Here is a 22,470-nt window from a genome sequence, read left to right as displayed (position 1 = left end):
TTTTAATTATATGAAAATTGAGAGACCTGATTATTTTGTCTTTAAGTAAAGGAGTTAAGCACATGTGGCGGACAAAGAAATTTTGGGGGATCCTCATCCTCATATTACTGGTCTTGGGTGGCGCTTTTTATTATTTCAAAACAAAAGATAACACACAAGCGACCTCGTATACGACGGGGAAAGTAGAGCGGGGGAATATTGCCTCGGTTATTACGTCCACGGGGACTATCAACCCGACAAATTATGTAGATATTTCCACTAACGTAGCCGGTATGTTGGAGCAGGTTTTGGTTAAAGAAAATGACCATGTAACGGCCGGTCAGGTGATTGCCACCATCGATGCCCGTCAATTACAGGCAACGGCGGATGATGCACGAGCTACGCTCGAAAATGCCAAAAATGATTTAGATCGTTACAGCACCTTGGTTGCGCAAGGGGCTATTCCGCAACAGACCTATGATACAGCCCTTATGAATTACCAGAAGGCGCAGGCTGCGTATGATCGGGCAGTAGCTAATTTATCCGATACGACCATTACTTCGCCGATGGACGGCACGGTTATCGGTACACCGTTAAAAGCGGGCCAGACTATCAGTACCGGTATTTCCACGCAGATGATTATCGCAACGGTTGCTGATTTGAGTAATCTTGAGATTTATTTGACCGTTGATGAAACAGATATCGGCAGTGTGAAAAAAGGCGCTCGCGTAGATTTTACGGTGGATGCTCATCCGGGTAAAACCTTTACCGGCTATGTAAGTGACATTGCTTTGGGTACCAAAGGTAACATGGGTACGACGAGCAGCAGTGTAGTGTACTATACGGTTAAGGTAGCTATTTCGCCAAGCGATGCGTCGAACTTCTTCCCGACAATGACGGCTCGTGCTACGATTTACGGCGATGAACGCACTAACGTATTGGTTGTGCCGTTGGCCGCTGTGCGTACGGATAAAGTGGGCGAATACGTGTATGTAATTAAAAACGGTAAACCGGAACGAACCAGTGTAACAACCGGTCTTACCGGTGAAACGACGATTGAAATTGCTAAAGGTCTAAATGAAGGCGATGAAATTGTTGTCAGTGGTGATGTAGGTTCTTCGTCGTCCAAACAGAGTAACTCCGGCGGGCCTATGTTCTAGGAGGAATGCAGATGAAACAAGCAGTCATTTCACTGGAAGGAATCACCAAGACGTATGTTAACGGTAAACTGGTAGTGCCCGTACTACACGGGATTGACCTCAATATTTATGAGGGCGAGTTTACCTCCATCATGGGTCCATCCGGATCGGGGAAATCCACGTTTATGAATATTTTGGGTTGTTTAGACAGACCGACTTCAGGTTCCTATAAATTGGACGGCGAAGAAGTGGCCACGTTGAGTGATGATGAGCTCGCCTTTGTGCGCAATAAACGAATCGGCTTCGTTTTCCAAAGTTTTAACTTGTTGCCGAAGTTAACGGCTCAAGATAATGTGGCGTTGCCTATGGTCTATGCCGGTGTTCCCAAAAAGGAACGCAAAGAGCGGGCCGCCTATCTTTTGGATTCGTTGGGGCTCGGTGAACGGCTCGACCATTTACCGGCGGAACTATCCGGTGGTCAGCGCCAGCGTGTGGCTATCGCCCGCGCTTTGGCCAACGACCCGTCCATTATTATGGCCGACGAACCGACCGGTAACTTGGATTCCAAGTCCAGTGTGGATGTAATGAATATTTTTACCAATTTATATAATGAAGGGCGTACCATTATTTTGGTTACCCATGAACCGGATATTGCTACCTTTGCAAGCCGTAATATTGTGCTGCGCGACGGTTATATCGTAGAAGATAAGCAAAATCCGAATATGGCCGGTCTTCAAACGGTACAGGCTCCTACTGAATCTGTAGCCGTGTCGCCGGCAACGGCACAAAAGGCGGTTAAGTCGGTGATACCGAAAACTGTCACGGAAAAAGTAAATACGGAACAAACGAATGAAGGGGGGACGTCTCATGTATAAAGAGGGCTTTTTGATGGCCTGGGCGTCCTTGGTGGCCAACAAGATGCGTTCGCTCCTTACCATGTTGGGGATTATTATCGGCGTAGCTGCGGTTATTGCCCTCGTATCTATCGGTTACGGGGTGCGCAGTCAAATTCAGGACTCCATCTCCAGCTTGGGCAGTAATTTGCTCATGGTGTATCCGGGCGCGCCGCGGACGCCGGGCGTTCGGCCTACGGCGGATTCGCAGAAAACGCTTAAGCTTGAAGATTATACGACCATTTCTCATTTGCAGGATATCGATATGGCGTCGCCGGTATCGGCGGGCAGTTCGTATGTGGTTATTTATACGAATAAGAACTGGACGACCAGTGTTAACGGTGTAAACAGTGATTTCCAATATATTAATAACTGGACGGTTAAATCCGGTCGTTTCATTACGGCGTCTCAGGTGGAACGGCGCGAACGTGTGGCCGTTATCGGGGCTACGGTAGCGACGAATTTATTCGGCACGGAAGACCCGGTGGGTAAGGATATTCGTATTAAAAATAATCCTTACAAGGTAATCGGCGTGCTTGAAAGTAAAGGTTCCGGCAGTTTCGGTAATGACCAGGACGATGTTATCTACATTCCGTACACTACAGGGATGGAACGTTTACAGGGCGTCGATTATTTGCGCATGATTTATATCAAAGCGAAAGACGGCGTAGATCTTGATCGTTTACAGACGGACGTGGAAAATATTTTGCGTGTACGCCATAATATTAAAAATCCGGAACTCGATGATTTTAACGTTCGTAATATGGCCACCATTATGGCGACCGTGGAAGAAACAACGGCGACTATGACCTTGTTCTTAGGTGCCGTAGCTGCCATTTCGCTGGTTGTCGGCGGTATCGGCATCATGAACATTATGCTCGTATCCGTTACGGAACGTACCCGTGAGATTGGTGTGCGTAAGGCCTTGGGGGCTACGTATCGCGTTATCGTTATGCAGTTCCTCATTGAAGCGGTGGTAATCAGTCTGGTGGGTGGTGCCATCGGAATCCTGGTGGGCATCGGGGCGTCTAAGTTGATCGGTGCTTTGACGAGCATGAAGACAGTTATCTCCATGGGACCGATTCTCTTGTCCTTCGGTTTCTCCATGGCTATCGGCCTCGTATTCGGTCTCTATCCGGCCCGTAAGGCGGCTAAGTTGAATCCGATTGATGCCTTACATTATGAGTAATAGGTACAGTAAATTGTCCCTCAAAAGACAATGTACTGATTTGCATACTGTTTATTTGATGCATTGCGCTGTAGAATAAATCACGGAAGGGAGTGTAGTCGTGAGTAAAAAACAAGGAATGCGTACGTTAGTTGATTTTTTTGACAAAATGTGTCATGAACATACCTTTGATTGGTCAAAGTATACTCGTGTAACCGGTGGTGATCCCGGTCATTTGGAAATACTGTTTGACACCGATGCAGTGAGACATGGTAATTTTATCGGCAATGTGCACGGTGGTGTCTATATGAGCCTCGCCGATACGGTTATGGGTGTATCCTGTTTTACCTTGGGTAAACGAGTGGTAACACTTGAAATGAAGGGGAATTTCATCAAAGCTGTTAAAGCCGGTGAAAAACTGCGCGCCGTAGGCAATGTGGAACACAACGGCAATCATACCATGGTCACAACCGGCCGTTTATATAATACGGTGGGCGACCTTGTGTATATGAGTACCGGCACATTCTATGTAATAGACAAGTTTGACCTGCCGGAACTTCCTTGGCGGGTATAAGGCGTAAGTTTACTTGGTTATCAGGGCTGAATGTGGTCATGACGATATGACCATGTAATGAGGCCACTTAATTGTTAAGGCGTAAATAGCTTTGACAGAATGCGTAAGAGTTGATATACTTACACATAGATTAATAAAAAACTCAGTCGTACTGGCGTTTTTCAAAGTTGCTTTTTAGGTTTGACGGATGCATTGGCATGACGAGTAGACATTACGGCGATGACAAAATCGGCATTGCATAGGTGTTTTTCAGAGAGTGAAGCATTGGTGGGAGCTTCATAAATGCGATGCAAAGAGCCTTTCCTTTTGGAGCCATGGATTGAACAACGAGTAGATTCATCGTGAGACCGCGTTAAGGTTATTGAGTACTAATTAGGGTGGTACCGCGAATGTTATACCTTCGCCCCTTGCCGGGGCGGAGGTTTTTTTGTTTTAGGAGGTTGTGACGGATGGAAGAATTATTAAAATCCCTGAAAGCGCAAGCGGCGGAGCTTATTCAAAAAGCTACCGATTTGCAAGCTTTACAAGATGCCCGCGTTAAATATTTAGGTAAAAAGGGCGAAGTAACTGCATTGTTAAAAGGTCTCGGCAAATTATCGGCCGAAGAACGACCACGCATGGGCGCCTTGGTAAATACGGTGCGTCAGGAATTGGAAGCTATGATTGATGATGTGCAGGCCAAACTGGAAGCAGAAGTGTTGGCTGCTAAATTGGGCGCCGAAGAGATCGACATTACTTTGCCGGGCCGTGCTACTCGCCAAGGTCATGTACATCCGCTCACAGCTGTTAACGATGAAATTGAACGCTTTTTCATGAAAATGGGCTACACCGTTGCGGAAGGGCCTGAAATTGAAAGTGATTACTTCAACTTTGAATGTTTGAATTTACCGGCCGATCATCCGGCGCGCGATATGCAGGACTCCTTCTACATTACGGACTCCGTATTACTTCGTACCCACACTTCACCGGTACAGGCTCGTACGCTTCAGAGTCAGGAACCGAACAGCCCTGTACGCATGATTGCACCGGGCAAAGTATATCGTTGGGACTATGATGCCACTCACTCCCCGGTATTCCATCAGGTGGAAGGTCTCGTAGTGGATAAAGGCATTACCTTTGCCGATTTGAAAGGTACCTTGGAATTATTCTTGCGCCACATGTTCGGCGAAGAAACGAAAGTTCGTTTCCGTACCAGCTTCTTCCCGTTCACGGAACCGAGTGCGGAAGTTGATATCTCCTGCTGCATGTGCGGCGGTGAAGGCTGCCGCGTTTGCTCCCATACGGGCTGGCTCGAAATCCTCGGCTGCGGCATGGTTCATCCGAATGTGTTGACCATGAACGGCTATGACCCGAACGAAGTGCAGGGGTTTGCCTTCGGTATGGGTGTTGAACGTATTGCTATGCTCTTGTACGGCATCGGCGATTTACGTTTATTCTATGATAATGATATGCGTTTCTTGAAGCAGTTCTAGGAGGTACGACGATGAAAGCTAGTTTAACATGGATGAAGGACTATGTTCCTGTAGACACAACGAAACCGGCTCAGGAACTGGCCGATGTATTGACGCAGGCTGGAATTCCGGTAGAAGACGTTATCTCGATGGATCCCGGGTTGAAAAAGATTTTTACCGGTAAAATTACAGAAATTACAAAACATCCGGATGCCGATAAATTACAGGTTTGCCAGGTTGCTTGTCTTGATGACAAAACGGGTGAAGAAATTACGAAACAAATCGTAACGGCAGCAACGAATGTGGCTGTTGGTCAGGTGGTACCGGTGGCGTACCATAAATCCCGTTTGGCTGACGGCACGGAAATTAAAAAGGGTAAACTTCGTGGTGAAGTATCTGACGGTATGTTCTGTTCCGTAGCGGAATTGGGTATTCCTAAAGATATGGTTATGCCGGGCGAAGGGGAAGGTATCTACATTTTGCCGGAAGGTACGCCAATCGGCATGGATATTCGTGATGCGGTGATGCTCAACGATACTGTCTATGAATTCGAATTGACACCGAATCGTGCAGACTGCTTCTCCATGATCGGTTTGAGCCGTGAATTTGCGGTTTTGACAAACGCGCAGAATACGGAACCGACCGTTAAAGTGAATGAAAATGGTACGGATGTCAACGATATGGTAAAAATCGGCATTGATGATGCCGAATTATGCAGTCGCTTCTTGGCGCGTGTTATCGGCAATGTTAAAGTGGGACCGTCCCCATTGTGGCTCCAGAACCGTTTGCGTAACGGCGGTATTCGCCCAATCAATAATGTGGTAGACGTAACGAACTATGTTATGCTCGAATACGGTCAACCAATGCATGCATATGATTATGATAAAGTAGCCGGTCATCAGTTGACGGCCCGCGCCGCTAAAGCCGGTGAAGCCTTAAAAACGTTGGACGGTACGGATCGTGAGTTGACCACGGATATGCTCGTTATTGCCGATGCGAACGGCCCTGTAGGGGTTGCCGGTGTTATGGGTGGTCTCGATAGTGAAGTAACCGAAGCAACGACGACGATTATTTTGGAATCGGCTGTATTTAAAGGGTCCTCCATTCGTCGCACCGCTCGTGCGCTGGGTATGCGCAGTGAAGCATCCGGCCGTTTCGAACGCGGTGTCAATGCGGAATACTCACCGGTGGCCCTTGACCGTGCGGCTCAGTTGTTGCAGGAGTTAATGGAAGATATTACCGTAGCTAAAGGTGTGGTGGATGTATATCCGGCTCCGGCTGAAGCTCGTACTGTATCTTTCACGGTGGCAGCGGTTAACAGCTACTTAGGTACCGATATTTCCGCCGAACGGATGCAGGAAATTTTGACTACCTTGTCCTTCACTTGGACACAAGATGGTGATGTAATTACCGTTGGTGTTCCGTCCTGGCGCGGCGACGTAACGGTTATGCCGGATATTGCGGAAGAAGTAGCTCGTATTTACGGTTATGATTTCATTCCGAATACAACCCCATGGGCCAACCTTAACAGTGGCACCATGAGCGATAAGAAATTGCTTACGAAAGCAATTCGTCAGACCTTGGTAACCCAGGGTCTCAGCGAAATTATTACGTTCAGCTTCATGCATACGGACAGCCTCAAGAAATTACTCATTCCGGAAACGGACAGCCGTTATCAGGCGGTACCTATTTTGAACCCGATTACGGAAGAATTCCCGGTAATGCGTACGACCTTGATTCCAAGCATGCTTGATACGGCGGCGCGCAACTTGGCACAGAAAAACCATGATTTGTGGTTGTTCGAAGCCGGTGCGGTTTACGAACCGAAAGCCTTGCCGATTACTGAACTTCCTGTTGAAAAATACCATGTAAGTGGTTTTATGATGGGCAAAACGACAGATTTGCAATGGGCTCAGCCACAGCGTGACACCGACTTCTATGATGTAAAAGGTGTGCTTGAAGCGGTTCTTAAAGAACTTCGTATTGAAGCTACGATTGAACGCTCCAAAGAAACCTATCTCCATCCGGGCGTAAGTGCTCAGTATGTTGTGGATGGTACTGTTATTGCTACTTTGGGTGAAGTGCATCCGCAAGTAATGAAAGCTTACGATTTACCGGGCAAAGCATATCTCTTTGATATCGATGTGACGGCTATCTTGGGCTTGACCCGCGGACAGCTTCGTTACCAGGGTATCAGTAAGTTCCCGGGCACCGCTCGCGACCTTGCCATCGTGGCACCTAAGACTGTATCTTCCGAAGCTATCAGCCAAGTCATTTATGAAAAAGGCGGTCAGTATTTGGAACGGGCGTTCGTATTCGACGTGTACGAAGGGGCTCACATTGAAGAAGGCCATCGCAGCTTAGCTTACAATTTATCCTTCCGCAGCAATGAAGGTACTTTGACGGATGAAGATATTCAGCCGGCAATTGACGACATTTTGGCTGCGTTAGCTGAATTGGGTTGTAAATTGCGCTAATAGGAGAGATCTATTTGACTATTGTGCCAATGCAGGTCTCAATTGGCTATTAGAGCGTCAAATGGCGCCAACAGTTGCAATTTGTTTCAATTAGTAGTAAAATACATTAACTGATTAAATAATTAATAAGCCGCTATATTGTGCGATGGCACAGTATAACGGCTTATTTTGCCATATTTTTTAAAGAATGTGATATAATTCTATATAGAAATATGGCGAATTGAGTCCTTAAGGAGGGCGTATGGAATTATTGGCACCGGCAGGCACGTCGGAAAATTTTTTAGCAGCTTTAGAAGCCGGAGCTGATGCAATTTATTTAGGCGGCAAGGCTTTTAATGCGAGAGCGAATGCAGCCAATTTTGAGATAGAAGAGTTGGCTGAAGCGGTTCGCTTGGCCCATTTGTTGGATGTGTCCGTATTTGTTACGGTGAATATATTAATCGGCGATGCCGAGTTAAACGATTTAAAAGAATATTTGCGCGAGTTGGAACGCATCAATGTAAACGCCATTATTGTGCAGGATTTGGCGTTAGCCGAACTGGCGAAACGAGTAGCACCGAAGCTTCATTTGCACGCCAGCACGCAGTTGACGGCCACTAACATGGGGACGGTACGTTTCTTGGAACGCATGGGGTTTACCCGTGTTGTGTTGGCTCGTGAAATGAGTCTCGAAGAAATTAAAACGATTTGCCGCGAAGCGAAAGCGGAAATTGAAGTGTTTGTTCACGGTGCCCTTTGCGTATGTTATTCCGGTCAGTGCCTCATGAGTAGCTTCATCGGCGGCCGCAGTGGTAACCGCGGTGCCTGTGCACAACCGTGCCGTTTGCCCTATGAACTTATCAATGGCGAGGGCAAGGTCATAAATACTGAAAACGAAGCCTATATCATGAGTCCGAAGGACCTTAATTACAGTGAGCATATGGCGGAACTTTTGGAAGCCGGTGTGGCTTCTTTCAAGGTAGAAGGGCGTATGAAAAAAGCGTCCTACGTGAAAGAGGTTATCGGCACGTATCGTCAGATTATCGATAGAGCGGGTCAAACCTTGGCTGAAGACCAAGAACATTTGACGGCGGGCTTTAACCGCGGGTTCTCCACAGCTTACTTGGAAAATCGTTCCGGCCGTGAAATGATTACCGCCGTGGCTCCCGGCAATCGGGGGAAGCGTATCGGTCCATCCGATGAAGGTCCAAAGAAAACAGTTTGGCAGAATTTACAGGAATTTGGCCGTAAGTACGATGTGCATGCGTATTTGGACGGACAGGAAGGCTCTGAGTCGACTTTGACACTCTTGATGGATGACGGCACGTCTGTTACGGTTAGCGGTGACTATGTGGTGCAACGGGCTCATAAGACGCCGACCAGTCATGAAAAAGTGTCGGAACAGATTGGCCGTTTAGGTACGACGGTGTTCCGGTTGGCTTCTTTATATATGCCGGAAGAGCCGTTTATGTGGCCATCCAGTGTGCTCAACCAGATGCGCCGTGATGCGGTTGCCCGGTTGGAAGATATATTATTGGCAAAACATACTAAGGCCATGGCTGAGGTGTTAACACGCATCGAAGGTGCCATTGCAGCTGAATTTAAGGACAGACCAAGTTATAAGAGTATGATGGTACGAGCCGGTAAAGCTACTCATAGCGTTAAGGCCGGTTCCTTGCCGATTGTTTCGGTGCAGCTTGATGAAGAATGGCAATTAAAACCGGCCATTGAAGCGGGGGCGCAGAAGATTATTTTCGGCGGTGACCGCTTACAGCGTAAGCCGTACAATTTAGATGTATATAATCGCGTGGTGACTATTTGTCGTGAGCATCAGATTCGTTGTGTATTGGCGACGCCGCGTATCGTTCGGGAAAGTGAAATCGAGGCGTATCGTCCAACCTTAGAGGCAATTATCACGGCTAAGCCGAATGCCATCAGCATTCACTTCTTAGGTGCCTTGGAATGGCTCCAAATGATGGGCTATGAAGGGGAGGTGGAAGGTGACAGCAGCTTGCAGCTGTTTAATAAAGAAGCGGTACGTGAAGCAGCCGAATTAGGCCTTTCAAGCGTTGTTCTTTCCCAAGAAGCCACTTTACGTCAAATTGCGGCCATCATTCGTCATAGCTCTTTGCCTATAGAATGTGTTGTTCACGGGCTTACGGAGCTCATGATTTCCGAATACTGTGTTATCAGCAGTTTTGCCGGTACCGGTTGTAAAGCCAATTGTCCGGCCCCTTGTTTGAAGGACTCTTATCGCTTGCGTGACCGCCTGGGCGAGGAATTCCCACTTCGTACGGATCCCTATTGCCGCATGCATATCATGAACAGTCGCATGCTCGATATGCGCGCGTACATTCCGGATTTGGTAAAACGAGGTATTGCTATTCTTCGCATTGACGGTCGTCAGCAGTCTAAAGAATGGCTGCGTGATACGATTGGCGCTTATCGCGGTATTTTGGCACACACCTTACCGGTACCGCCTAAGAATGAGTCCTTACCGATTACACGGGGACACTATTTTAAAGGCATTTTTTAGAGATTTTTAAACATAGATTTAAATATTGCCAGGTAAAAAGCTGCCGTTTAAGCATACGGTGGCGTAGCAAGATTTTATGGCAATATATCGGGCCAAAGTAGTCAATCTTTGGCCATGTGATTACATAGGAGGGATTGTATTACCTATGAACAGTGAAAAACTGTTGGATTTTGATGTGATTCGAGAACGATTGGCCGCCGAATGCAGCTCTAAAGTAGCGAAGGAAATGGCCATGGAGTTGGAGCCCTTAACGGATCCGATTGCCATTAAAACGGCTCTCGATGAAACGGTAGAAGCGGTCAATTCGCTAAATACCGAAATCGAACAACCGATTGGCGGCACCCGCGATATTCGTGAAGCTTGTGCCAAAAGTCGTAAAGAAATTATTTTGACTCATGAAGAATTATGGGATTTATATACCACATTGAGTGCGTATAAGCGTATGTATGCATTTTTTCACAGCAAATATATGAATTATCCGCTCTTATCATTTTGGATTCAGGATATGCCTCGTCATGACGGCTTAGAACGCAAGTTTGAGCGTGTTTTTGACAAAAAAGGTAATTTAATGGATTCCGCATCGCCTAAATTGCAGCATTTACGTACTACCATTGCGCGTACGAAAGACCGCATCAAGAGTGATTTGCAGGCGATTATGCACGATCCGAACAATCAGAAATACTTTCAGGAGGCTATCGTTACGCAGCGTAATAATCGCTATGTAATTCCGGTAAAACAGGAATATCGCTACGCCTTCGAAGGTTTGATTCACGACCGTTCGGCTACCGGTGCGACACTCTATATTGAACCGATGCGCCTCGTAAATTTGAACAATGATTTGCAGGAAGCAGAATTGGCGGAAGAGGAAGAAGTTCGCCGTATTTATAGGGAATTGTCGCAGGCCGTTCGCAAAGACAGCAATACCTTGATGGACGCCTGTGAACGCGTGTCCCATGTGGAATTCGTGTACGGTAAAGCTAATCTGGCGATAAAGATGAAGGCGGTTCCGGCCGAACTTAGCGGGGCACGGGAAGTAAAACTCTTAAATGCGCGTCATCCGTTGATTCCGGCCAATGTGGTAGTGCCCACGACGATTACGTTGGGGACGGCCTATCGAATTCTGCTCATTACGGGCTCCAATACAGGTGGTAAAACTGTAGCCATGAAGACGTTAGGTCTTTTGAGCCTCATGAATCAGGCCGGTTTATTTATTCCGGCCGAAACAGGCTCTATTTTGCCGATTTTTAACAATATTTATGCCGATATCGGTGATGAGCAGAGTATTGAAGCCAGCCTCAGTACCTTCTCCGCTCATATGACGCAGGTTGTAAAAATTTTAAAAGTAGCCGGTGCCAAAGATTTGGTGCTCCTTGACGAATTGGGGTCCGGTACGGATCCGGAAGAAGGGAGCGCCTTGGCGGTGGCTCTCTTGGAATATTTCCGTAAGCGTGGACCGCTCATGATGGTGAGTACCCACTATAATGAATTGAAACGCTATGCGTACCATACGGATGGTATTGAAAACGGACATGTGGAATTCGACGAACGCACATTGCGTCCGACCTATCGACTTCATATCGGTGTGGCCGGCAGCAGTCATGCCTTGAGTATTGCCGCTCGTCTCGGGGTGCCTCGTGAAGTTATCGACTATGCCAAACAGGCTCACGAAGGTTCCGCTAATCGCGATATGGAAGCGGTACTCAGTGATTTGAACGAACAATTGCGTCGCAATCAGGAGCGGGAACGGGCACTCAAGAAGGAACTTGATGAAGCACGGCGCATGCGCACTCAGGCTGAGCGTGAAAAGAAACAGGTTAATGATCGCCGTAAACAGATTTTGGCAAAAGCTCAAAATGAAGCGCAGCAGCTTAAACAGTCCATTCGTGTCGAAGGGGAACAGATTATTAAAGAGTTGAAATCTCAGTTTTCAGAAACGGATAAGGGCAAACGGCAAGATGCCATTACGAAAGCGCGTAAAGATATATCCGGTGTTAATGTGCCTGAATTGGAACAGGAACGTCGTACGCCGGTGAATGTAAAAGAGTTGAAAGAAGGACAGACTGTATTCGTGGTATCCTTAAATGCAGTCGGTACGGTAGCAGCCGTGCAGGGTAAGCGTATCCAAGTAAGTGTTAACGGCTTAACAGCCAATGTAAAAGCCACCGATTTGGCCGTAGCAAGCCGCGAAGAAACCAATAATTTACGCCGCAAGGAAACGGCGGTTCAACCAAAACCGCGTAAACGCGCCGGCGGTTCAGCCGTGGAACGTCAGAAACATGCGACTACGGAGCTTAATGTTATCGGACAGACAGTGGATGAAGCCAATCAGAATGTGAGTCACTTTATCGACCAGGCATTGATGGCGGGTATCTCGCCGGTTCGCATCGTTCACGGCAAGGGCACGGGTGCTTTAAGAGCCGGTATTCATCAGTATTTGAAGACATTGCCGCACATCAGTCGCTATGAAATTGCCGGCTATGATGAAGGCGGGGCCGGTGCTACTTTGGTATATTTGAAGTAGCACAGTCTTACTGATACCATATGTAGCATAGTTATGCTATAATAAGCTATATGACTTATTATTCGTAATGAGAGGTGTCGTATGAGTTTACAAGGTTCGTCTCAAAATGGGCGACAAACACGACGTAGAACGACGGCGACTAAACCGCCCAAGAAGAAATCGCCAATGCGTCGATTCCTTTGGATTGTGGGTATTTTAGTATTCCTTATAATAGCCGGAGCCGGTTGCGGCTTCATTGGTGCCACCATGTCCGATTTGCCGGAAGTGGCCAATGTTAAACCGGCTGCTTCGTCGCAGATCTACGATGTGCATGGCAATTTGATTACAACTGTCCATGCTACTGAAAACCGGTTACCGGTGAAGTTATCACAGGTTCCGAAAGATTTACAAAATGCATTTATTGCCACTGAAGATAATCGTTTCTATAGTCACCATGGCGTAGACCCTATCGGGATTATGCGTGCTATTTGGGTTAATATTGCCCATGACGGTGTGGCCGAAGGCGGTAGTACTATTACGCAACAGCTGGCTCGTAATGCGTTTTTAACTCAGGATCGTACGTTAAAACGTAAGATTATGGAAGCGATGTTGGCCATTCGTATTGAGCAGTATTATACGAAACAAGAAATCCTCGAAATGTATTTGAATCAAATATATTTCGGTCAAGGTGCTTACGGTGTACAGGCAGCAGCCCATGTATACTTTGGCAAAAATGTTCAGGATTTGGATTTGGCACAATCGGCTATGCTCGCCGGCTTGCCACAAAGTCCTAACTATTATTCGCCGCTTACCAACTACAAAGCGGGTAAAGCGCGTCAGGCTGTTGTTTTGGGGCAGATGGTTAAATATGATTATATTGACCAAGCTACCGCGGATAAGGCGAAAGATGAAGACTTGGGTCTTCGTGAAAAATCCGAAGCCGCTCACAGCGATAACAATGCGTCGTACTTTATCGACTATGTTATTTCTGAAATCGCCGAAAAATACGGCGACGATGCTGTCTATAAAGACGGTTTGAAGATTTACACAACCATTGATATGAAGGCACAGGATGCAGCGGTTCAAGCTATGCATAATTTGCCGAACTTCTATACGGATGACAAAGGCTTAACACAGCCGCAAGGTGCGTTAATTGCGATCAATCCGCATAATGGTTACATTGTAGCCATGGTTGGTGGTCGTGGTGACGATTCCTTTAACCGTGCCGTATTGGCTGAACGTCAACCCGGTTCTGCATTTAAACCATTTGTTTACTTGGCAGCTATTCAGGACGGTATGACGCCGGGCACCGTTATGGACGATAAGAAAATTGAATTTAACGGTTGGAGTCCTAAGAACTATGAAGGTACCTATTCCGGTCAAATGACCTTGCGCTATGCCTTGCAGCATTCCGTTAATACCATTGCCGTACAGCTCGCCGATGCTGTAGGAATGCGTAAAGTTCTTAATTTGGCAAGCAGCTTAGGTATTACTACTTTAGATGACTCTAAAGATAATAACTTGGCCGCTGCGTTAGGTGGTTTGACAAATGGTGTTAAACCGATTGATATGGCCGTAGCCTATGGTACTTTGGCTAATGGCGGCGTTAAAGTTAAACCGGTGGCTATTACTAAAATCGTAGACCGCAATGGCCAGGTAGTGGAAGAGAACAGTACGGAAGAACAGCGCGTAGTAGATCCTAAATATGCCTATGTTATCACGAATATGCTTGAATCCGTAATGTCCGGCGGTACCGGTGGCGGTGCATCTATCGGGCGCCCGGCAGCCGGTAAAACAGGGACTACCGATGAATCAAAAGATGCTTGGTTTGTAGGTTATACACCTGATTTGGTAGCCGCTGTTTGGATGGGCGATGACTATGGTATTGAGACACTGGATGGTATTACCGGTGGTACCGTTCCGGCTGTTATTTGGCGTGATTTCATGTCGCAAGCTTTAAATGCTATGGAAATTCCGGCCAGTGATTTCACAGTTCCGCCGGGAGCAGCATCTATTGCTAACCAGGGCTATGCGCCGGTGGCTCCAAAGGTAGATCCGAAAGCTAAAGATAAGGACAAAGATAAAAAAGATGCTAAGGATAAGGACGATGCTACTGTAGAAAGTACTGACAATTCGGCAGAAAGCAGTTCCGACTCCGATAGCAGCAAATCCGGATCCGGCAGTTCCCGTAGTTCCGGAGGCGGTGCGTCTAAGTCCGGTAAAAGTGAATAATTAATTTTAAAGTACATATACATGCCTGTTTGGGGCATTCGAGGAGGAAGATTGATGAAGACATTGGAAGAACAGTTGCGTCTGATTAAACACGGCGTGGAGAATTTACTTCCTGAAGAAGATTTTAAGAAGAAATTGGCAAAATCCATTGCTGAAAACAAACCGTTAACGATTAAGCTGGGCCTTGACCCAACGGCACCAGATATTCATTTGGGCCATACGGTTGTTTTGCGCAAATTAAAAACCTTCCAAGATTTAGGTCATCAAATCGTAATTTTAATTGGTGATTTTACGGCTCGCATCGGTGACCCTACCGGTAAAAGTGCAACCCGTCCGCCATTGGATGAAGCGGCAGTTGCTCATAATGCGGCTACTTATAAAGAGCAAATCTTTAAAGTATTGGATGAGTCCAAAACTAAAGTGGTTTACAACAGTGAATGGCTCAGCAAATTATCCTTTGAAGATGTTTTGAAACTGGCTGCTAAATATACAGTAGCGCGTATGTTAGAACGCGATGATTTCCAAAAACGTTACAGCGAAGGTCGTGCTATCGGTGTTCATGAATTCATGTACCCCTTGATGCAGGGTTACGACTCTGTTGCTTTACATGCAGACATTGAATTTGGCGGTACGGACCAAACTTTCAACTTGCTAATGGGTCGCCATTTACAGGAAGAATATGGTCAGGAGCCTCAAACTATCATTACTATGCCTATTTTGGAAGGCCTTGACGGTGTTCAGAAAATGAGTAAATCCTTGGGCAACTACATCGGCATCAGCGAACCGGCTACGGAAATGTACGGTAAAGCCATGTCCATTCCTGACGAGCTCATGATGCGTTACTTCATGCTCGTTACGGATATGTCCATCGAAGATCAGGAAGAATTGGCAAAAGCCTTAGAAAACGGCACAGCTCATCCGCGCGATACGAAGATGAAATTGGCACATACCATTGTGCGCTTGTATCATGGTGAAGAAGCAGCTAATGAAGCACAGGAACAATTTATCCGCGTTTTCCAAAAACACGATTTACCGACTGATATTCCTGAATACGCTATGGCTAAACCAACCGAACCTGTATATGTACCACAATTGTTGACCGATGCAGGTCTTACTGCCTCGAACAGTGAAGCCCGTCGCTCCATTAAAGCCGGTGCGTTCAAAATCAACGGTGAAAAATGCAGTGATGAAAATATCGAACTCGCTGAAGATATGGTTCTTCAGGTGGGTAAACGTAAATTTATCAAAATTAAATTTAACTAATAGTACCGTTAACCGCTATTACATTTACTATTAAATGTACCTATAGTTAATTGTATCTGCAGTTAAATGTGTTGCACTAATTGGCGCAATTATGTCAATACGTCAACAAGCTATTACAAATAGTCAAGTTAAAGAGCAATCCTTAGCGAATGTGTGCATTCCTAAAGGGTTGCTCTTTTCTTTTGCCTATCGTTTATATGTGATACACTAGCTTCTGTATATTCTATATAGTGCATCAGAATTTGAAAAAATGATTGACACACAATTAAATGTGTTATACTATTTATGTAGTTGATGTATTTCTTTTATTCAGGAGGTTTCATATAATGAATCGTGAAAATGCATATGTACTTTGGTTTGACGAATTAAAACGTGAAGATGTGGCGTTAGTAGGTGGTAAATCATCGTCCTTAGGGGAAATGACGTCCTCTACCAATGTGCCGGTACCGTATGGTTTTGCTACCACGGCTCATGGCTATCGGTTCTTTATGGAGCAAACCGGTTTAGAAGATAAAATTAAAGCAGAACTTGATAAATTAGATGATGTGGAAAACTCCGCATTACTTCGTGAAATTTGTGCGAATATCCGTAAATTAATTTGCGATGCGGAAATGCCTAAAGAGTTGGCTGATGCTATTGAAAAAGCTTACGCTGAACTCGGTGAAAAAGTTAAAGAAGAAAATCCGTTTGTAGCGGTTCGTTCCAGTGCTACCGCCGAAGACTTACCGGATGCCAGCTTTGCTGGCCAACAAGATACCTACTTAAACGTACGCGGTGCGGACGTTATCATTCAGAAAGTTAAAGAATGCTACGCCTCTACGTTTACCGACCGTGCTACTTACTATCGTGTAAAACAAGGTTTTGACCATATGACGGTTGCTTTGAGTGCGGCCATTCAGATGATGGTATTCTCCAAAGCGGCAGGCGTTATGTTTACCGTTGACCTCGTTACAGGCAATGATGAAAGCATCTTGATTGAAGGCTCTTGGGGTCTTGGCGAATATGTAGTACAAGGTACGGTTACACCGGATAACTTTACGGTCAACAAAAAAGATATGAAGATTGTTAACCGTATGATTAATGATAAAAATATCGCCTTAGTTCGTAATCCGGACGGCGATTGTGCTGAAATTGTAATTCCTGAAGAAAAAGCAAAAACTCAGGTTATTACAGATGAACAGGTTTTAGAATTAGCAACTTATGCCAAAGCCATCGAAAAACATTATGGCTGCTACATGGATATGGAATGGGGCGTAGACGAACGGGACAACAAGATTTGGATTTTGCAAGCTCGTCCGGAAACTGTATGGTCCCGCAAGAATAAAGAAGTGAAGCCGGTTGAAAAAGCAACAGATGCACCGACTACCACAACTCGTGAAATCGTAGTTAAAGGCTTACCGGCCAGTCCCGGTAAAGCTGCCGGCAAAGCTCATGTAATCCTTGATCCGGCCGATATCGACAGCTTCAAAGAAGGGGAAATCCTCGTAACGACTATGACGGCTCCTGACTGGGTACCGGCTATGAAAAAGGCAAAAGCTATCGTTACGGACGCCGGTGGTATGACTTGTCATGCTTCTATCGTAAGTCGTGAATTAGGCATTCCTTGTATCGTTGGCACGAAGAGTCGCAGTGAAGAAGCAACGCACCGTATCAGTGACGGTCAGTTAATTACGGTTGATGCCACTAATGGTATCGTGTATGACGGTATGCTTGAAGATGCGGTTAAACCGAAAGAAGAAGCTTCGGCACAAGTAGTAAGCGAATACATCCCGGTAACAGGCACTAAAGTATACATGAACTTGGGTGATCCTGATTTAGCTGAAAAATACGGCGTACTTCCATGCGACGGCATTGGTCTTATGCGTGAAGAATTTATTTGGACTACCTTCATTCATGAACATCCGTTACATTTAATTGAAACCGGCCGCAGTCAATTTGCCATTGATACATTGGCTGAAGGTATGCGCAAAGTTTGTCAGGCTTTGGCGCCTCGTCAGGTTGTACTTCGCCTCAGCGATTTCAAATCCAGCGAATACCGTGACCTTAAGGGCGGCGACAAACATGAACCGCATGAATCCAGTGCTTTACTCGGCTGGCGCGGTGCTTCCCGCTACTATGATCCTAAATACGCACCGGCTTTCCAATTGGAATTGCAGGCCATTAAAAAAGTGCGTGAAGAATATGGTTTTAAAAACTTGCAGGTTATGATTCCATTCTGCCGTACGGTACAGGAAGCTGCTGAAGTTACCCGTGTTATGGCTGAAAACGGTTTAGCTCGCAGTGCGGACTTCAAAATCTGGCTCATGGCTGAAATTCCTTCCAACATTATCTTGGCTGATCAATTTAACCAATATGTTGATGGTTATTCCATCGGTTCTAACGACTTGACGATGTTAATCCTCGGTTGTGACCGTGATAATGAAACAGTTCAACACATTTATGATGAACGCAATTTGGCTGTTCGCCGTGCTATTCATCACTTAATCGAAGTAGCTCACCGCGATGGCAAAACAGTATCCATCTGTGGTCAGGCTCCGAGCGTATACCCTGAATTCTGTGAATTCTTGGTGCGCAGCGGTATCGATTCTATTTCGGTAAATCCTGATGCGGTAAAAGCAACTAAAAAAATGGTGGCTCAATTGGAACAACGTATTATGCTTGACGCTGTGACCGGTCGTGGCCGGAATCTTGGCAATGAATTAGAGTGGTAATACTACTGTGTAATGCGACAGGAGGCTACATGTAGCCTCCTGTTTTTTATAAAAAGTATAAAAGGAGGGGCTGTTTTGCAATTAACTAAACGGCAAGACCAAATTGTACATATTGTAAAAGAAGAAGGCCCGATTACGGGGAAAGCCATTGCCGCTAAATTAGATTTAACCCGTTCTGCCTTGCGATCTGATTTGACCGTTTTGACCATGATGGGCCTCTTAGATGCACGGCCTAAGGTAGGGTATTATTATGTCGGTCAGCAAGGTGTGAGCCCTATTGCCAATGAAATTCGGCAATTTACGGTAGGTCAGGTGATGGCGCAGGCCGTAGCTGTAACGGCGGATACGAATCTGTATGATACGATTGTTACCATGTTTACCGAAGATGTGGGGACCGTCCTTATTTGTGATGACGGCTACTTATTGGGGCTTGTATCTCGTAAGGACTTATTGCGAGCCGCCATCGGTCAAAATGATCCGAAGACGATGCCGATTTCCATGATTATGACACCCGTGAGCAAGATGATTTCCTGCACCGCCGAAGACAGTGTGGTAGAAGCGGCACAGCGTATGATTGATTATGAAGTGGACTGTCTGCCCGTTGTGGAACGGGGAGAAGATGACGGCCGTCGTCGATACAAAGTGTTGGGCCGTATTTCTAAAACGACCGTAACTAAATTATTTTTAGATTGCGGTGTAAAGTAATATTGCACATTGTGATTAGACATATTAAAATAAAAAGTGAAATGAGTTCGCTTAATAGATTTAATTGAGGTGTGGCATGGAGAACAATAAAGTTATTTTTGCAATTTCCGACTCTTTGGGCGAAACGGCCGAGTCCGTAGCACGTGCGACGGCGAGCCAATTCGACAAGGAGAATATAGATATTATTCGCATTCCCTATATCAGTCAGGAAAGCCAGATTGATGATGTAATTAGTGAGGCCGCGAAGGAACAAAGTATTATTTGTCACACGATTGTATCGCCTACATTACGTCAATATTTGCATAAAGAAGCTGAAAACATGGGGATTCAGGCCGTTGATATTATGGGACCTGTTCTTGATGCAGTGGGCACCATTGCTGATACAAAACCTCGTTTGACGGCCGGTATGATTCATAAGTTGGACCAAGAATATTTTAAAAAGGTGGAGGCCATTGAATTTGCCGTAAAATATGATGATGGTAAAAATCCGTCTGGGTTTGAGAAGGCCGATATTGTTATTATCGGTGTTTCCCGTACCAGTAAAACGCCGTTATCTATGTTCTTAGCTTATAAAAAAATCAAAGCCGCCAACTTGCCGTTGGTGCCGGAAGTGCCATTGCCGGAAGAATTATTCAAAATACCGCCTAAAAAGGTAGTAGGTCTTATCATCGATCCATACAAATTAAATAATATTCGCAGTGAACGTTTACGCACTATGGGCCTTGACGGTGAAGCCAATTATGCCAATATTGCTCGTATTGAAGAAGAATTGGCCTATGCAAGGGCTGTTATGCGCCGCGTTCATTGTCCTATCCTTGATGTGTCCAATAAATCTATCGAAGAAACGGCTTCGTTTGTAATGCAGATTATTGAGCGCAATAAGCAACAGGAAGCGAGTCGCTAAAACAATACGGCATTGACGTTTGATTACGTTATGCCGTATTATTGCATTAAGTAAAACTTATTAAAAGTGAGCTATATTAAAAAGAACTGCGATAATGGATGCGTAGTTGGCTCATAGCCCGGTGGAGGGTAAATATGGCAACAGGAGGCTATATGACAATCCGAGAAGAAATTGAAGCGAGAGAAGAAGTAATTTTATCCCCTTATGCAGCAAAGAGTAAGTTTGCGGTCCGTGATCGTGAAGAGAAACCGGATTATTTGCGTACGGCATTTCAGCGTGACCGCGATAGAATTATTCACAGCAAATGTTTTCGTCGTTTGAAGCATAAGACACAGGTGTATATTGCACCGGGGGATCACTATCGCACTCGGATGACACATACCTTGGAAGTTGGTCAAATCGGCCGAACCATTGCGCGGGCGCTGCGTCTTAACGAAGATTTGGTTGAAGCCATTGCCATGGGCCATGATGTGGGTCATACGCCGTTTGGCCATGTGGGGGAATATGCACTGCGCGATATGGTGGGGCATTTTAACCATAATGAGCAGAGTCTTAGGACTTTGGAAGTTCTTGAAAAAGATGGCCTCGGGCTCAATTTAACAAAGGAAGTGCGCGATGGTATTTTGGGGCATACGGGCACGCACATACCGCTTACTTTGGAAGGTCAGATTATTCGGATTAGCGATAGAATAGCTTACTTGTGTCATGATTTTGATGATGCCCAGCGTGCGGGCATGTTATCCTCTAACGATTTGCCGGAATCGGTGCGCTCTGTTTTGGGCACAACGCCATCCCAGATGATTACGACTATGGTTATGGATATGGTACGAGAATCCATGGATAAACCGGAAATTCATATGTCGAAGGAAGTGGAATACGTAATGCATGAGTTTCGCCGTTTTATGTTTGAGGCGGTATATCGGGCTCCTTCTTTAATCCCGGACCGCAATCGGGCAGCTCATGTGGTGAAATATTTGTTTTTGTATTATTTGGATAATCCGGAACTTTTACGCCATGAAGTGGTAAGACAGGGTGTGGATCCGAATAGAATTATTACGCTGACGGATATCGTGGACTATGTGGCGGGGTTGACGGATCAGTTTGCGATTAAGTTGTTTAAGGAGATATATATTCCCAAGATTTGGGATCCGGCCAATTAGATGCGCGACTTTAAAAAGGGTCCTGTTCTCTATTCATAGGTAATGAAACAAAACACTATATCCTCACACAAACTGGCGAGTCAAGCTCGAAAAGTTTGCTTAGAGGATATAGTGTTTTTGTTTTCAAAATTATCATAGAGCCTAGAGATCAGGACCCTTTTCAGTGTCAGCGCAGTCTAATTTGGCCTGGGGGGCAAGGGGGGAATATATGTCTCCTTAAACACGGGGGGGAGGAGGGGGTAAAAAACATATCCCCTCGTAAACCGGCGAGAAGGATGGGGATAGGACTAGAGTAATGAGCAACGCGTGTGAGAAGTGGGCTGATTTAGTGGGATGAGCGGGTGGTGTGGCTCCCTGTCTGCAGCGTTGCTGCAGAGGCGGTCGCTGGTAGATTGTGAATTAGCTATAGAAATCAGCAAAGGTTAAGTTTTTGGTAATAAAAAGAGGCGACCCCTTTGTTAGGGGCCGCCTCTTTTAGAGTACATGTACCTTCTTATTTTTTACGCGCGTGTAATTTTATCGGAACGAAGGCAGCGAGTGCATACATTTACCTTTTTGGTTTCGCCGTCTACAATTGCTCGTACTCTCTGGATGTTTGGCTTCCAGGTCCTTTTCGTGCGGATGTGAGAGTGACTCACGTTCATACCGCTAGCGGTGGTTTTGCCACATACTTCGCAAAGGTTTGCCATATTTTCCACCTCCAAGCATAATTTACAACATAACATATGTATTCTATCACAAGGGGATAGAATAAAGCAAGTAGCAATTTTTAATACTAGTAACATTGTTTTACTTCGTT

The 22,470-nt window shown here is 45.7% G+C and carries 15 protein-coding genes; 14 read left to right on the top strand and 1 reads right to left on the bottom strand.

Translation table 11 applies throughout. The annotated features are described in order from the left end of the window. Positions 1-62 precede the first annotated feature (62 nt). The 14 genes from QZL64_RS13750 (at position 63) to QZL64_RS13685 (ending at position 21,671) form a co-directional block, all read left to right on the top strand. Positions 63-1,139, top strand: a complete 1,077-nt coding sequence (locus QZL64_RS13750) for an efflux RND transporter periplasmic adaptor subunit (protein ID WP_021842519.1) — start codon at positions 63-65, stop codon at positions 1,137-1,139. A gap of 11 nt (positions 1,140-1,150) precedes the next feature. After that, complete coding sequence (locus QZL64_RS13745; protein WP_021842518.1) at positions 1,151-1,993, top strand: ABC transporter ATP-binding protein; 843 nt, start codon at positions 1,151-1,153, stop codon at positions 1,991-1,993. Next, entirely contained in the window at positions 1,986-3,200 is a 1,215-nt protein-coding gene (locus tag QZL64_RS13740) for an ABC transporter permease (RefSeq protein ID WP_021842517.1), read from the top strand. The genes QZL64_RS13745 and QZL64_RS13740 overlap by 8 nt, the downstream gene beginning before the upstream one ends. Positions 3,201-3,300: 100 nt before the next feature. Then, positions 3,301-3,753 (top strand): PaaI family thioesterase, encoded by a 453-nt coding sequence (locus tag QZL64_RS13735; RefSeq protein WP_021842516.1) that lies wholly within the window; start codon positions 3,301-3,303, stop codon positions 3,751-3,753. Between the two features lie 449 nt (positions 3,754-4,202). Next, positions 4,203-5,225, top strand: a complete 1,023-nt coding sequence (gene pheS / locus QZL64_RS13730) for a phenylalanine--tRNA ligase subunit alpha (protein ID WP_021842515.1) — start codon at positions 4,203-4,205, stop codon at positions 5,223-5,225. 11 nt (positions 5,226-5,236) lie between these two features. Continuing rightward, positions 5,237-7,681: a phenylalanine--tRNA ligase subunit beta gene (gene pheT, locus QZL64_RS13725; RefSeq protein WP_021842514.1), complete on the top strand. Its 2,445-nt coding sequence runs from the start codon at positions 5,237-5,239 to the stop codon at positions 7,679-7,681. 241 nt (positions 7,682-7,922) lie between these two features. Next, positions 7,923-10,196 (top strand): DUF3656 domain-containing U32 family peptidase, encoded by a 2,274-nt coding sequence (locus tag QZL64_RS13720; RefSeq protein WP_021842513.1) that lies wholly within the window; start codon positions 7,923-7,925, stop codon positions 10,194-10,196. A gap of 145 nt (positions 10,197-10,341) precedes the next feature. Next, positions 10,342-12,717: an endonuclease MutS2 gene (locus QZL64_RS13715; protein ID WP_021842512.1), complete on the top strand. Its 2,376-nt coding sequence runs from the start codon at positions 10,342-10,344 to the stop codon at positions 12,715-12,717. 81 nt (positions 12,718-12,798) lie between these two features. After that, positions 12,799-14,928: a transglycosylase domain-containing protein gene (locus tag QZL64_RS13710; RefSeq protein ID WP_021842511.1), complete on the top strand. Its 2,130-nt coding sequence runs from the start codon at positions 12,799-12,801 to the stop codon at positions 14,926-14,928. A 54-nt stretch (positions 14,929-14,982) separates the two neighbouring features. Next, positions 14,983-16,191, top strand: a complete 1,209-nt coding sequence (gene tyrS, locus QZL64_RS13705; protein ID WP_021842510.1) for a tyrosine--tRNA ligase — start codon at positions 14,983-14,985, stop codon at positions 16,189-16,191. A 326-nt stretch (positions 16,192-16,517) separates the two neighbouring features. Further along, positions 16,518-18,902, top strand: a complete 2,385-nt coding sequence (ppsA, locus tag QZL64_RS13700; protein WP_021842509.1) for a phosphoenolpyruvate synthase — start codon at positions 16,518-16,520, stop codon at positions 18,900-18,902. A gap of 75 nt (positions 18,903-18,977) precedes the next feature. Further along, positions 18,978-19,607, top strand: a complete 630-nt coding sequence (locus tag QZL64_RS13695; protein ID WP_021842508.1) for a CBS domain-containing protein — start codon at positions 18,978-18,980, stop codon at positions 19,605-19,607. Between the two features lie 76 nt (positions 19,608-19,683). Further along, positions 19,684-20,511 (top strand): pyruvate, water dikinase regulatory protein, encoded by an 828-nt coding sequence (locus QZL64_RS13690; RefSeq protein ID WP_021842507.1) that lies wholly within the window; start codon positions 19,684-19,686, stop codon positions 20,509-20,511. 152 nt (positions 20,512-20,663) lie between these two features. Beyond that, positions 20,664-21,671, top strand: coding sequence for a deoxyguanosinetriphosphate triphosphohydrolase (locus QZL64_RS13685; RefSeq protein WP_226974137.1), 1,008 nt, complete (start codon positions 20,664-20,666; stop codon positions 21,669-21,671). A gap of 500 nt (positions 21,672-22,171) precedes the next feature. Here the strand turns inward: QZL64_RS13685 and rpmB are convergent, their stop codons facing one another. After that, the gene (gene rpmB / locus QZL64_RS13680; RefSeq protein ID WP_006556543.1) at positions 22,172-22,360 is read right to left on the bottom strand and encodes a 50S ribosomal protein L28; all 189 of its coding nucleotides are present in this window, start codon (positions 22,358-22,360) and stop codon (positions 22,172-22,174) included. Positions 22,361-22,470: the final 110 nt, after the last annotated feature.

Origin of the sequence: Veillonella sp. CAG:933, assembly GCF_000431435.1 — a bacterium.
In the GTDB taxonomy this organism is placed as follows: domain Bacteria; phylum Bacillota; class Negativicutes; order Veillonellales; family Veillonellaceae; genus Veillonella_A.
This window is presented reverse-complemented; position numbering and strand designations above follow the sequence as displayed.